The 13,318-nt window shown below is 43.2% G+C and carries 12 protein-coding genes; 6 read left to right on the top strand and 6 right to left on the bottom strand.

Translation table 11 applies throughout. The annotated features are described in order from the left end of the window. Positions 1-176 precede the first annotated feature (176 nt). From MAS10914_RS0101510 to MAS10914_RS0101490, 5 genes are all read right to left on the bottom strand, one after another. On the bottom strand, positions 177-1,001 hold the full coding sequence (locus MAS10914_RS0101510) for a hypothetical protein (RefSeq protein ID WP_017314140.1): 825 nt from the start codon (positions 999-1,001) through the stop codon (positions 177-179). Positions 1,002-1,088: 87 nt separating this feature from the next. Next, positions 1,089-1,673 (bottom strand): hypothetical protein, encoded by a 585-nt coding sequence (locus MAS10914_RS0101505; protein ID WP_017314139.1) that lies wholly within the window; start codon positions 1,671-1,673, stop codon positions 1,089-1,091. Between the two features lie 263 nt (positions 1,674-1,936). Then, on the bottom strand, positions 1,937-2,503 hold the full coding sequence (locus MAS10914_RS0101500) for a DUF3611 family protein (RefSeq protein ID WP_017314138.1): 567 nt from the start codon (positions 2,501-2,503) through the stop codon (positions 1,937-1,939). 231 nt (positions 2,504-2,734) lie between these two features. Next, the gene (locus tag MAS10914_RS0101495) at positions 2,735-3,127 is read right to left on the bottom strand and encodes a response regulator (RefSeq protein ID WP_017314137.1); all 393 of its coding nucleotides are present in this window, start codon (positions 3,125-3,127) and stop codon (positions 2,735-2,737) included. Positions 3,128-3,201: 74 nt separating this feature from the next. Continuing rightward, positions 3,202-3,555, bottom strand: a complete 354-nt coding sequence (locus MAS10914_RS0101490; RefSeq protein WP_017314136.1) for a hypothetical protein — start codon at positions 3,553-3,555, stop codon at positions 3,202-3,204. Between the two features lie 341 nt (positions 3,556-3,896). Between MAS10914_RS0101490 and MAS10914_RS0101480 the strand changes: the two genes are divergently transcribed. The 6 genes from MAS10914_RS0101480 to MAS10914_RS0101455 all read left to right on the top strand — a co-directional run bounded on the left by MAS10914_RS0101480 (position 3,897) and on the right by MAS10914_RS0101455 (position 12,378). Further along, positions 3,897-5,927, top strand: a complete 2,031-nt coding sequence (locus tag MAS10914_RS0101480) for an ATP-binding response regulator (protein ID WP_017314134.1) — start codon at positions 3,897-3,899, stop codon at positions 5,925-5,927. A 660-nt stretch (positions 5,928-6,587) separates the two neighbouring features. Further along, on the top strand, positions 6,588-7,922 hold the full coding sequence (locus MAS10914_RS0101475; protein WP_017314133.1) for a fasciclin domain-containing protein: 1,335 nt from the start codon (positions 6,588-6,590) through the stop codon (positions 7,920-7,922). Between the two features lie 214 nt (positions 7,923-8,136). Beyond that, positions 8,137-10,005 (top strand): response regulator, encoded by a 1,869-nt coding sequence (locus MAS10914_RS0101470; RefSeq protein WP_017314132.1) that lies wholly within the window; start codon positions 8,137-8,139, stop codon positions 10,003-10,005. 534 nt (positions 10,006-10,539) lie between these two features. Beyond that, positions 10,540-11,223, top strand: coding sequence for a general stress protein (locus MAS10914_RS0101465; RefSeq protein WP_017314131.1), 684 nt, complete (start codon positions 10,540-10,542; stop codon positions 11,221-11,223). Positions 11,224-11,305: 82 nt separating this feature from the next. Continuing rightward, positions 11,306-11,806 (top strand): helix-turn-helix domain-containing protein, encoded by a 501-nt coding sequence (locus MAS10914_RS0101460; RefSeq protein ID WP_017314015.1) that lies wholly within the window; start codon positions 11,306-11,308, stop codon positions 11,804-11,806. After that, complete coding sequence (locus MAS10914_RS0101455; protein ID WP_332248791.1) at positions 11,791-12,378, top strand: IS630 family transposase; 588 nt, start codon at positions 11,791-11,793, stop codon at positions 12,376-12,378. The genes MAS10914_RS0101460 and MAS10914_RS0101455 overlap by 16 nt, the downstream gene beginning before the upstream one ends. A 315-nt stretch (positions 12,379-12,693) precedes the next feature. Here the strand turns inward: MAS10914_RS0101455 and MAS10914_RS0101450 are convergent, their stop codons facing one another. After that, entirely contained in the window at positions 12,694-13,299 is a 606-nt protein-coding gene (locus MAS10914_RS0101450) for a hypothetical protein (protein WP_026082266.1), read from the bottom strand. Positions 13,300-13,318: the final 19 nt, after the last annotated feature.

Genomic DNA, 13,318 nt, shown 5'->3' with positions numbered 1-13,318 from the left:
TAAGGACTTCAAGCTTAGTACTGGGTTTTAAATTAACATAAATTTTTCTTGGTGCAAGATGTCAGGTGTCATAATTGAGCAAACATTTAAAACCTTTTAAAGGGGAAGATTGCAAATATGCAGGAGCAGGGGAAATAAGAGAGCAGTGATCTTCCCCCCGCACAAAGTGCTTTGGTTTACTGCGGAATCGCTGAAGGATACACTTCTGTCGCAACTAGTACAGGCTTGTTACTGTACTCTGCTTCTAGCTTTCGTTGCAAGGTTAAATCCCACGTGAGGTCATAGTCTCGCTCCAACTCAGCGACGACAAACGGACGCAACACACCCGTTACAGCAACCTTCTCACCCTCATTGACAGTTCCTTTTGGAGTACCAGCACGTATAACTAACAAGTCTTGTCCACCTAGCAACTTGTCTTCATCTAGAGTGAAGGAGCTCGCACTTCTAATGTCTTCGACTTCACCTGTGACTGCTAGTGTTTTACCGTAGTATTGCTTAGGGTTGGTGGTAATTTCACCCGGTTTGGGTGCTAGTGCAATTGCTTGTGCAATAATCGCAGGTTTGTTTTCGTACTCTACATACAACTCTGGATCTAAATCCAAATTGTATTCTCGCTCAATATCTGCAACAACAAGTTTGCGAACCGGACCCGTAACCTGAACTGGTGTGTCTGAGTCACCAGGCAGAGCAAAAAGTTTACCTGAGGCATTTACAACCAGGATGGGTTCACTGCCAAAGAATTGCTTATCGCTGATCGTAAAAGTTGTTGGAGCAATTTTCTTGATAGGTTCACTCCTCACCGTTACAGTTTTTCCAATCAGTTGGGTTGTATTGTCAGCAACTTCTTCTGCGGTGACATTGGTTTCTGGTACTGCGGCTTCTCGCTCTAAGTTGTTATTACAAGCAGAAAGCAGCACTACGGAGAGTGCCAGAGCAATACTTCCTTTGGCGTTCCACAGCTTTTGAGCAAAGCTCTTATTTTGATCAGATGTATTCATCATGTAGAATCTCCAAAAATTTGTCATTAATTCCGTTGAGGCAAGTGCAAATTGTGTTGATGCGTAGATGTCCAAACAGATGAGCCTTGATTAATCAATTCCTGGCTGACGGCTACTCACGCTCATTTGAGAACGACCAATACTCCTTGGTGCGTCGTAAACACGCCACTGTTGAATCCTCTGACTGTTCAGAATGGTTTCGGCACGACGAATTTCGTGTTCTGTGCCTTCGACTATCAGCAGATAATAACCTTGCGACACCCGGTCATTATAAAATTTGGCTTGTTCTTCAGGAATTCCCCAACCAATTAAACCACCAAGAAGACCGCCTGCTACTGCCCCAATACCACCTGCTAGTAGGGTATTTGCTAATACAATTCCCAGTGCAAGTGCGGGACCCATTCCGGGAATTGTGACCACAGCCAGCCCTTCAAATAAACCTACTAGACCTGCCGTTGCACCACCTGTTACTGCGCCTACTTTAGCGCCTTCACTAGCTAAGTTTCCATTTGGGTCAGTTATGTCAGCACCTCTAAGCTTGCTGTCGGCATTTTTGGCAATTACGGAAACTTTATCAAAAGAAAAACTAGCATCTCTGAGCTGGTGAAGTGCATATTCTGCCTCTTGATGATTGGGAAATACACCAATAGCGTGTTTAAGTGGAGCAAAAGCCATATCGCCTCACACAATGTATAAACGATTGAGCGAACATCTCAAAATAGATGTTTAGTTTGTCCAGTTATTAATGAATTCTTTAAAGAAGTTTTTCTTGACACTTCAAGCTGTTTGGATGTGAAGTTTAAGAAAAAGTTGAGCTGCTCAACTTAATACAACTAACGAGGAACCATCAACAATCTGAATTTAAACTTTAATAGTGGAAAACTCGTGGATAATTCCAGGTATTTCTGCCCCGATGAAATCAATGCTACGCTTCACTTTTACTCTATCCAATTGAGTAACCCAAGCAAAGTCAATCCGCCAAAAAAGTGGGCACCAATCATATTAACGTTTGCTAGCAAGACAAAAATATCCAGCGAATGAATAACAGTTTCTGGGTTATATACTGCTACTCCTTGAGGTTGGGCTAGAGCTTTAGCCAGTACCACGGCAACTGTTTCTTCAGATGCAACAAAAGCTATTAATAGCCCAACCAAACTAACGATTAATCCAACTCGTAAAACTTGGATTACGTCTTCCTTATTAGGGTTGATTTCAAGGGTGGGTGCTTGTAAACGTTTAGCTAAACGTCTGTAACGGAAAGCCCAATAGACTCTGAAACACAGCAATAAAAGACTAATTATAGCTAAAAATATGCCGAAGCCAATGCCTGGATTATTTGTTTGGGCAGAGATGTTACGACTAAAGGACGCAAACAACAAAGCAACCGTGGATACGCTACCTAGTGCTAACTGTACCCAGAAGCTAATCTGACTTGTTACATGAAAAGTAGCGGCAAATTCTTGTTTACTTGGGGGATGCGAAAAAGGTTCTAAATTATTCAACATATAAACCTTCAGATAGCATTATTTAAATATTGATTTCACCGAGAAATCGTTAGATTTACAGCAATTAGCTTGATTTAGCGCCTTAAGCAGTTCAAATTAAATACAGAATGTGGTACATTGTTGACATCAAAGTTTTTACTTGAGAAAAACCTGGGTTAACTCAACACTAAGCCAGAGCTAACTTTAAATTAGGCAGCAATGGTGGAGAACTCAAGGATAGCGGAAAAAATACTACTTAAACTTGACCCTAAGATTCTTCAAGGTTGCTGCTACTTGGTCAGCTAGTTTATGAGGATTGAAGGGTTTATTAATTACGCCTGTCACGCCCAGTCCAGCAAACAGGTGGTGGTCAGCGGCGCGCCCCCTAGCTGTTAGCAAAATGACAGGGATATGCTGAGTTGTCGGATTCGCCTGTAGCTGTTGAAAAGTGGTCGGACCGTCCATATCAGGCATCATGACATCTAGAAGGATAGCATCAGGCTGGGTAGCCTGAGCCAAGAGCAGCCCTTCACTGCCTGAGGAGGCGCTCAGTACTTGCCAGCCCCCCATTATCTCCAAACAGGTCTGAATCAATTTGCGGATATCATCTTCATCGTCAATGACTAGAATTTGCTTGGCTGTCATTGTTATCGTTATTGTCTTCTTTGTTGTTTTCAACTACTCCTCCCATACTCAGTATGAAGGGGTAGTTAAATAGGTCAGTCTAGATTCCAATAGTAACTTCCAGAAATTGTTACTATAACTCCTTTAAGCCGATGGAGAGCATCATGACAAATTGCTATTGGTGCGGTTTTGCCATAAGTCCTTGCCTCTTGTTCAAAGCTGACTGCAAAGGGTAAATCTGGGAAAGCATTCGACTCAGAGCGGTATATTTCAAAGTGAGGACGCTCAGAGTTTTCCAAAGCAAAGACAACTAGTTCTAAGGCTGCCCTCATATCTGTTGAATATGGGCGTAAAGGTAAATTGAATTGTTCAGATACAATCCGATCCAAATCAGCTAGCGACTTAAGCTGAATAGTTTCAGTACCGTATCGTTTGATTGTTGTTTTCATTTTAAACTTGCTTGAGTTATGTGGCAAAAAATGTGTTGGAGTGTTCAGGCGGTGCCCCAAATTAGGAACAATAACCGATAGTTCTTATTTCAGGAGGCATCTGCTCTAATGAATGAAATACAAAAAAGCTGCAATATGGTTTTTAAGCTTTGGAAGAATCAGACAAAGCACAGCCTTCTTGATATCGCTGCCGGAAGAATCTACCCTGACTTGTTTAGGACTACCATGTTTTTTAGATTCATCTTCAAAGTTAGGGCGCAAAAGTGGAAAACTCGGGCAGAAATAGAGAACGCCCAATTATGCCCTAAGTACACCACCGGAGCGACCAGAGAGAACAAAATATGCTGAGATTGACGCGCTCCCGGCTACAACGCTATAGCGTTGCTATAATAACGGTTTTACTAGCTCTGCTACTGACACGGCTCCTATGGCCGCTGCAAAAGCTGACCGTTTACCCACTGTTTTTTGCCGCTGTCATGGTTAGTTCCTGGTATGGTGGTATGGGACCGGGGCTCGTTGCAACTGTTCTGTCCGCTTTAGCCTGCGCTTACTTCTTTTTACTTCCACATTCGCTGGCTGTGAGTTTGCCAGGTATAATAGGGCTGGTTCAGTTCGTGCTAGTGGCACTGCTGATCAACTCGCTAAATGCAGCGCTGCGCTATGCCCAACGACAAGCCGAAATTAATGCACTAAAAGCCCAGGGTAATTACGAGCGCTTACGTAAAATTCAGGAAAGCCTACACCAAAGCGAAGAGCGTTACCGCTTGCTAATAGAAGGAGTAACGAACTACGCCATTTTCATGCTCGGTCCGAACGGTCACTTTGTCAGTTGGAACATTGGAGCAGAACGCATTTTAGGTTATCAAGACGCAGAGATTATTGGGCAGCCTTTCGAGCGAATTTTTACACCAGAGGCGATTGAGCGCGGACAACCTGAGCAAGTCCTGAGAACAGCGGTAGCCGAAGGTTTTTCCAAAGAGAATCGCTGGCACATCCGTAAAGATGGCACACATTTCTGGGCGCAATGTGTCCTCACACCCTTACGAGATGAGAACGGAAATCTGCGCGGCTTCTCAAAAATTATGCAAGACATTACTGAGCGCAAGCTCGCTGAGGAAGAACGCAATCAACTACTGCTACGTGAACAAGCCGCACGTGCTCAAGCAGAAGCAGCAAACCGTTCAAAGGATGATTTCTTAGCAATAGTTTCCCATGAATTACGCACCCCCATGACCGCAATTCTTGGATGGGCAGGGATGTTGCAAACAGGTATGCTAGATGAGGATAGGGTGAGGGATGCGATTGAGACGATTGAGCGCAACGCAAACTTGCAGATGCAACTGATTGAAGACTTGCTTGATATTTCACGTATTGTTCAGGGGAACCTCTCACTGAATTTTAGTTCGATTAACCTGGTGGAAGTGATTGCAGATGCGATAGAAGTTGTACAACCATCAGCAGATGACAAAGCTATTCAACTTAAGTCTGTGCTTGATACCCCGGTAGAACCAATTTGGGGCGATTCAGACCGCTTGCAACAGGTCGTGTGGAATTTACTTTGCAATGCAATTAAGTTTACACCTAACGGCGGACGGGTTGAGGTGCGATTGTCAGTGGTTAGTGGTAGCGAACAACAAGCAACAGATAATTATGCTCAAATTCAGGTGAGCGACACAGGTAAGGGTATCAGTCCTGACTTTCTACCATATGTTTTTGAGCGCTTCCGTCAAGCAGACAGCACAAGTACTCGGTCAAATAAGGGGCTAGGGTTGGGCTTGGCGATCGCACGTCATCTGGTAGAACTGCACGGTGGTATTATCCAAGCAGAAAGCCCAGGAGTAGGACAAGGGGCAACGTTCACAGTAATGCTGCCTCTCTTAGCCATCCCCTCAGCAAAAGAAGCTCAAACCAGCAATTCAGATCAAATACAGGCGCTAACGTTTGGGGAAGACACAGCAGCATTAGAGAATCCTCCGAGGCTCGACGGCTTGCAAGTGCTAGTTGTGGATGATGAGGCTGACGTGCGGGAGTGGATTAACACAGTACTTACTGAGAGTGGAGCGCAAGTGATTGCTGTTGGCTCGGTAGGCGAAGCACTTGCAGCGCTTGAACAATTAAGACCAGATGTGCTAGTAAGTGATATCGGGATGCCAGACGAGGACGGCTACACGTTCATCCGCAAAGTCAGGAAACTGAGTTCAGAGATGGGCGGACACATTCCGGCTGTTGCACTCACGGGGTATGCCAGGGAAGAAGATTACAGACAGGCTAAAGCAGCAGGTTTCCAGCTACACATAGCTAAACCAATCAAGGCAGCTGAATTGGTTGCAGTCGTCAATTGCCTTGTCACAATGTCTGGAAACTGGGAGTAATCATCCTATGAGGGCATGATATGGCATAGATGCTCAAGTTTTCCTTACCTGTCATATCCTTACCTGTGATAGATGTCAAGTCGCTTTAAAAAGTTATAATTTACCAGTCATGGTTTTTACAGATCCTGAGGCATCTTGTTTAGGATTGTCTGCTATCGATAGCAGTGTGTGAACTTGTCATTAGCAATTTTGGCAACACTGCTCAACTCTCCACAAGTTTTCCACCTTTGAGAGATATCTTCAAAGTAGAAGCAGCTAAGTTACTGAACTAGCGTTTCTCAACTTAACTTCAACTTCCTCTTTCACTAATTGTTGGGCGTTGCACATTTGAAATGATTTAGAAAGAAATATATACAAATTAAATTACTAAATCATTTTGTGATTGTGCAATGCCTATTTCTTCTCATAAGGTTGGGAAGAACTAGAGGTTATGCAGCTTTGCTGAATTACTAAATTTTTTGCATCAAAATAAAATCCTGTGATGCACAGCCAAGATTTATATACCTATCCAGTCCCCTCTGGAGACGGGGTGTAGTGAAAAAAGTTAAAAGCCAAAAGATATAATTTTACTTTTTACTTTTCCTACACCCTAACACAGCAGTTTTACTTGGGGTAACGCTTAAGAGCTAGCCCCATATTTGGAGGATATTTTCAACTATGATGAATAATTTCTTACGTTGGTCATCAGGTAACACCTTGCTATCTATTGCTATGACAGTTGGTGCAATGGCTCCCATAGTAATTACTGCTCCCGCCATTACTCAGACGACTTCTCCATCTCCATCACCCACTCCGGGTGCAGCGGTCAACTTTTCTGATGTTGCACCTGATTTCTGGGCTCGACCATTTATTCAAGCCCTAGCCCAAAGAAAAATAATTACAGGCTTTTCTAATGGAACCTTTAGACCAAATCAACCTGTGGAACGCGCTGAATTTGCGACGATGATTGCCAATGCTTTTGAGCAGAACCAAACTAGACCGTTGGCAGAATCTGGATTTAGAGATGTTCCTACTAACTACTGGGCTACTTCTGCAATTGAGGAAGCTTTCCAAACAGGGTTTATGAGAGGCTACGGTGGTGGACAGTTTTTGCCAGAACAACCCATTCCTAGAGCGCAGGCGATAACTGCTTTAGCAAATGGCTTGGGCTTGTCTGTTAATGGCACGCCTGAAGAGATTCTTAAAAGCTCTTATAAAGATGTCAAATGGATACCCGCTTATGCCATCAATCCTATAGCTGCTGCAACACAGGCAAACATTGTTGTCAACTATCCAAATGTACAAGCTCTCAATCCGCTGCGAACTCTCACGCGTGCAGAAGCAGCAGCACTTTTGTATCAAGCTTTAGTACGGCAAGGACGGGTGGAACCACTTGCTAACAATGTTGCAGCGGCTAATTACATTGTGGGTCGTAATAGTGAGGTGAGCCAAACCACTTCAACGACTACATCTACATCAGATACTAGTGGTTCGGCTAGGGCAACCACAACAATGACGACATCTACATCAGATAATCGTGGTTCTACTACTGCAACTACTTCAACGACCTCTACAACAGAGCCTGGTGACATTGTTGCTCTTTCTGCTTTAAACTTCACAACATTGAGTTCTGCCTTACAAAGAGCAGGTCTAGCAGGCACTCTCAAAAGCGAAGGTCCTTATACACTTTTCGCTCCCACAGACCAGGCGTTTGCTGCTTTACCAAAAGAGACGCTGAGAAGATTGCTCCTACCTGAGAACCGAGAAACGCTTGTTAGGATTTTGAGATACCATGTGGTGCCTGGTGAAGTGAGTACTAATCAACTCAAGCGTGGACAACTGAAAACGCTCGCCGACAGACCTATCAACATTCAAATTGATTCTGCTACCAATCAAATCGCGGTGAACGATGCGAGTGTGACCCAGCCAAACATCCAGGCAAGCAACGGTGTTATCCATGCGGTTAATGAAGTGTTAATACCACCTAATATCAACCTGAACCAGTTGCGAAATTAACTGCGTTCAACAAGTACGCTTTAGCGCGACTTAGGAACGTCTTATGAAGCATATTTGGTCAGAGCGCCTTTTTGGGTTGCTTATGGGAGTCTTGTCATTCTAGCTAGATTGAGTCTGAAGTGATCACAGCCTTTGATAGATGTCAGGTGGTTCTACAAAGATATAACCCATTAGTATTGGCGCTAGGGGGTGCTTTGAAAAGCAAATACTCAGCATGAGAATTCTCTTAGTTGAAGATGATCATTCGCTCGCTCAAGCTGTTGCAGACGTTCTCAACACACAACATTATGTGGTTGATATTGCTGCTGATGGTCAAGATGGTTGGGAGTTGGCAGAGGTTTGTAGCTATGATTTGATTTTGCTAGATGTGATGCTGCCCAAATTGGATGGTATTAGTCTTTGCCGGCAATTACGTCAAGAGGGCTATCAGATGCCTATTCTTCTGCTGACAGCACTTGACACTAGAACTGATAAAGTTATGGGTTTAGATGCCGGAGCAGACGATTATGTCGTTAAACCCTTTGATTTTCAAGAGTTAACAGCTCGCATTCGCGCTTTACTACGTCGGGGAAATTCTTCTTTACCTCCTGTTCTAGAATGGGGAAGCTTACGCCTGGATCCCAGTAGTTGTGAGGTGACTTATGGCAGTCAACCGCTGCATTTAACAGCCAAGGAGTTTAGTATTCTGGAGCTTTTTTTACGCAACAGCCAGCGCGTGTTTAGCCGAAGTGCAATCATTGATCAACTTTGGGCGGCTGATAAAGACCCACCAGAAGAAAACACAATTAAGTCTCATATCAAAAGTTTACGGCAGAAACTCAAAGCAGCAGGTGCTAACTATGATTTGATTGAAACGGTTTACGGATTGGGCTATCGTCTGAAGCCTCTACCCCAAGAGCAAAGTTCTCAGACAACCGAAGAAGAGCCATTCTTAGCGCAGCAACAAGCTATGTTAGCAGCCGTTGCCAAGGCGCGGGAGGATTTCAAAGCTAAAGTTGGCTCGCGTATCGCTGTGTTGGAGCAAGCAACCAATGCTTTAACACAGGGGACATTTGATGTTCAACTGCGACTTGATGCTGAGCAAGAAGCTCACAAGCTGGCGGGTGCAATGGGAAGTTTTGGCTTTCTGGCGGGTTCGCAACTGGCTTACCAAATAGAGCAGTTGCTTGGTGGTACCACGCCTATTGACCAGGCTCAGTCTCAACGCCTTTGTGAACTTGTGAAGGAGTTGCAACGGCAGCTAGAGGAAACGCACACTCAGCCAACTTATGTTGAGCCAGTGGCAAGTAAGCAATGTCAGAATGTCCTTTTGCTGATTAGCGATGATCCTAAAGTCGTAGAGCAACTGGTTAAAGAAGCTGCTACCCAAGGAATGCAAGTAAAGACTGCTACAAACACTGCCGATGCCAGAAGTGCGTTCGGCAAAGCCGTGCCGCAGGCATTCGCATCTTCCGATGTAGTGCTACTCGACCTTTGCTGTCCTTATGGTGTTAAGGACAGTTTCAAGCTGCTAGCAGAATTGTCCAACCAAACACCACCAATTCCAGTACTCGTTTTTACAGACCAAAATAATTTTACTGAGCGCCTAGAAGTCGTGCGAGCTGGCGGACGTGGTTTTTTGCACAAGTCCATGCCTGCAAACCTTGTGTTGCAGCTAGTGACTCAGGAGCTGCAACACCTGACTACTAGTGAGGCAAGAGTCATGGCTGTAGATGATGACCAAGAGGTGCTGACTGTTATACAGAAATTACTAGAGCCAAAGGGATTTAAGCTGACAACTCTGTGTGATCCGCGACGTTTCTGGGACGTCCTGACAGAATTTTCCCCAGATTTGCTGCTTTTAGATGTAGAAATGCCTTATATCAATGGGATTGAACTGTGTCAAGTGGTACGTAACGACCCGCATTGGAGCGGGCTGCCAGTGCTGTTTTTGACTGTTCATACACAAGCAGATACTGTTGAGCAGATATTTGCAGCGGGTGCTGACGATTGCATCAGCAAGCCCATCGTGGATTCAAAACTAATCAACCGCATTTTTAACCGCTTACAGCGAAAGGCAAGCCAAACAAGACCGCCTGCTTGATTTACCCCATGATATGCGATCGTACTTTGCCCAACAGCCACGCCAGATGAGTATTTTTGTTGCTCCTTTAGCTTACTAAATTTATGGTCTACTCTATTGAAAACTGCTGTAAATATTTGGCAACATTGCTCAACACTCCACCACTTTTCCACTTTTTAAATATATCGTCAAACTAGAAGCAGTTAAGTTACTTAACTGTCATTCAACAACTTAACCTAAACTTGTTTTACCAATTGTAAGGTGTTGTAGATTTTAAATGATTTAGAAACAATTAAATATCTAAATTATTTTTTTGATTGTGCAATGCTTATTTCTTCTTGTGACGTTAGGAAGATAATGGGTAAGTTAAAAAACAAGGATTTTTTTTGGGGGCTCCAAAATTACATGATTCTTAAAGAGAGATAACAGTCTCATTTGAGTTTCTAGTTGAAATGATGCTTGTTTTTTGACCTGTGTAAAGCGCTCATACCAACAGAGAAGATGTGCAGTGGTTCTATAAAAGTTAATAGGTTTGTAATCTTGTAAGGAGGAAAAATGGCACTTCAACAACGTAAGCGTGCAGTTGGTACGTTTCCTAGCCGACAAGAAGCCGAAGCAGCGTTAAATGACTTGAGAAACTCCGGTTTCAATATGGATAGAGTTTCTATCTTAGCTAAGAACGCAGACCACAATGACCAAATTGCTGGCGCTGATGTCAAAGACCGTGGTGACAATGAGGCTCAAGAAGGTGCTGGGATTGGTGCAGTAGCAGGTACTGTTTTAGGCGGTGTTGGTGGCTTACTTGTGGGACTTGAAGCTTTAATTATTCCAGGAGTAGGTCCTTTTCTCGCAGCCGGGACTATAGCAACTACCTTGGCTGGTGCTGGGATTGGTGCAGCAGCAGGAAGTCTTGTAGGAGCGCTGACTGGTGCAGGCATTCCTGAAGAGGATGCCCAAGCATACAGTAAGTGTGTATCTCAAGGAGACTACTTGGTGATGATCGAAGGCACCGAGGATGAAATTAATCGTGCTGACTCCATTTTACGGAATCGGAACATTCGTAATTGGAATGTATACAACGTATCTAATGACGACCGTAATTACAGTTCCGATGTTGCTCCCCCTGTTAATCAAGCTTCAGATAGATATGAGGACAGAACTGCTCCGAGATACGAAGACAGAACTGCTACTGACCATGAAGTCGTGGAAATTGTGGACAAGCGAGAGCAGACGCGCTAGCTCTTTTCCCACGAGGATGGCTTATACCAATTCACTAAAACTATGATACAGATAAAGAAGGAATAAATATCAACGAGCAAAGATGGCTGGAGTCACCAAAGTAGAAATATATGAGTCAGCAGAAGAATTACAGGAACTGCTGAGAAAACAAAAAATAGTATCAAGTCGTGAACGGATTCAAGCGTTGTATTTGCTGAAAATAGGTCATGTAAAAACAATACAGGATGTAGCGGTGGTGCTAGGGAGAGCAAGGGTAACGGTACAAAGATGGTTGAAGGACTATACCGAATCAGGAATAAAAGGTTTATTGTCAACGAAAAAGAGTCCAGGAAGACCGCCAATGATTAACTTACAAGCAAGAGAGCAGCTAGACAGAGAACTTCAACAGCCACAGGGATTTAAAAGTTATGAAGAAATACGAACTTGGTTAAAAGCAGTGGAAGGGATAGAAGCATCATATAAAGTAGTACACGACACAGTGCGCTATCAAATGAAAGCGAAGCTAAAAGTACCGCGAGCCGTAGGTGTCAAATACGATAGTGAAGCAGAATTGGAATTTAAAAAAAACTGCCACAATACCTAGAAGTAATTAAAAAACACATCATAGCACCAGTCGATAAACAAAAAAAAATTAGATATTGGTGTGGAAACGAAAGCCGTGTGGGGTTGAAGACTGAACCTGGGAGATTAATTACGACAAAAGGAGTCAAGCCCATCGGCATTATGCAATGGAAGCGGGATAATTTTTATTTATATGGATTAGTAGAACCATTAACTGGAGAGCATTTTATTTGGGAATTCTCTCATTTAAATACAGCTTGTTTCAATATTTTTTTAGAAAAATTCTCAGAGACTTATTCTCAAGATATACATATTCTTCAGTTAGATAATGGAGCGTTTCATTTTAGTCAGCATCTCAAACTACCAGAAAATATAGTTTTGTTATTTCAGCCTCCGCATACACCTCAAGTTAATCCAATTGAAAGATTGTGGGAGGAGGTTAAAAGGCATTTAACTTGGGAAAGCTTCTCAACTTTAGATGAATTAAGAGAATTTATTTGGAAGCGATTGGAACAATTAAACACATCAATCGTTGCTTCTATTACAGGTTGGGATTTTATTCTTGATGCTTTATTTGTATCAGGCTTTTCGTGAAATGGTATTATGGTATGCCATTCTACATTTAAGAGTTTAGGGACATAGTGTACAAGCTCAAATAATGAGCTTGTACTCGTTCTAAAACAGAAGGCGGATAAAGATTTAAATTTTCCATTCCGCCTTTTTATAAAAGTATTTAATTGTTTTGACACTCCCACGGCTAGAAGCCGTGGGATTCTAGGCTCAACGTCGAAACTTGCTCAAGCAGATTTGCACCCTTCGGGTTCGCAGTCGCCTACGGAGGGAGACCCTCCTGCAGCGCTGTCTCACCAACCTGAGTAGCGGTTTCAACTCCCCTAGCGTTTCGTAAAGTCAATCTCGACTGTACGATCTAGCTTGTTGATTTCCAAGCCTTGGATTGCGACCTGTCCATTCTTGCAATGCCCAAAGGCTAGTTAAGGCTGCTAATCCTGCTCCCAAGCTGTCCATCACCAAGTCGATAATGGTATCATCTAAACTTCCAATCACTTCAGTAGAGAGAATTTTGCCAGCAGACCATTCGGTCACTTCCCATAAAGCACCAATAGCAATCCCAAAACTGGCGATTGTGAGTAAATACAAAATTTTATGATGGCGAAAAATATTCAGCATTGAGCCGTAAACTAAAAAACTAAGTGCTAAAGCAATTGCAAAACTAGTAAAGGCGTGAACAATCTCGTCATATGGTCCTGGCAGATAAAATAAACCCCACACCCAACCCAAAGCATTCAGCAACGCCGCAAGGACAAACAGGAAATCAAACAAGGCGGGTAACTTATCATCGCGGATGACAAACGCAAAAGATATAATTAAGAAAAATGTCAGCGACAAGGCATTTTGCCAATTACCTTGAAATGCTGCAACTACTACGAAAAATGTTAGTATAGCCTGTCCCATCCACGCAATAACTCGATATCCTTTCCAATTTATACTTTTCATAAGTTCATAAATATTACAA

It is taken from the genome of Mastigocladopsis repens PCC 10914 (assembly GCF_000315565.1).
GTDB classification, from domain to species: Bacteria; Cyanobacteriota; Cyanobacteriia; order Cyanobacteriales; family Nostocaceae; genus Mastigocladopsis; species Mastigocladopsis repens.
Note: the sequence above shows the minus strand (reverse complement) of the source record. Positions and strands in the feature narration are given on the sequence as shown.

Excerpts from the sequence above, each read along its gene's own strand:
- MAS10914_RS0101470 (WP_017314132.1), top strand. The coding sequence starts at position 8,137 with ATGAGAATTCTCTTAGTTGAAGATGATCATTCGCTCGCTCAAGCTGTT.
- MAS10914_RS0101490 (WP_017314136.1), bottom strand. The coding sequence starts at position 3,555 with ATGAAAACAACAATCAAACGATACGGTACTGAAACTATTCAGCTTAAG.
- MAS10914_RS0101460 (WP_017314015.1), top strand. The coding sequence starts at position 11,306 with ATGGCTGGAGTCACCAAAGTAGAAATATATGAGTCAGCAGAAGAATTA.
- MAS10914_RS0101480 (WP_017314134.1), top strand. The coding sequence starts at position 3,897 with ATGCTGAGATTGACGCGCTCCCGGCTACAACGCTATAGCGTTGCTATA.
- MAS10914_RS0101475 (WP_017314133.1), top strand. The coding sequence starts at position 6,588 with ATGAATAATTTCTTACGTTGGTCATCAGGTAACACCTTGCTATCTATT.
- MAS10914_RS0101505 (WP_017314139.1), bottom strand. The coding sequence starts at position 1,673 with ATGGCTTTTGCTCCACTTAAACACGCTATTGGTGTATTTCCCAATCAT.
- MAS10914_RS0101510 (WP_017314140.1), bottom strand. The coding sequence starts at position 1,001 with ATGATGAATACATCTGATCAAAATAAGAGCTTTGCTCAAAAGCTGTGG.
- MAS10914_RS0101500 (WP_017314138.1), bottom strand. The coding sequence starts at position 2,503 with ATGTTGAATAATTTAGAACCTTTTTCGCATCCCCCAAGTAAACAAGAA.
- MAS10914_RS0101495 (WP_017314137.1), bottom strand. The coding sequence starts at position 3,127 with ATGACAGCCAAGCAAATTCTAGTCATTGACGATGAAGATGATATCCGC.
- MAS10914_RS0101450 (WP_026082266.1), bottom strand. The coding sequence starts at position 13,299 with ATGAAAAGTATAAATTGGAAAGGATATCGAGTTATTGCGTGGATGGGA.
- MAS10914_RS0101465 (WP_017314131.1), top strand. The coding sequence starts at position 10,540 with ATGGCACTTCAACAACGTAAGCGTGCAGTTGGTACGTTTCCTAGCCGA.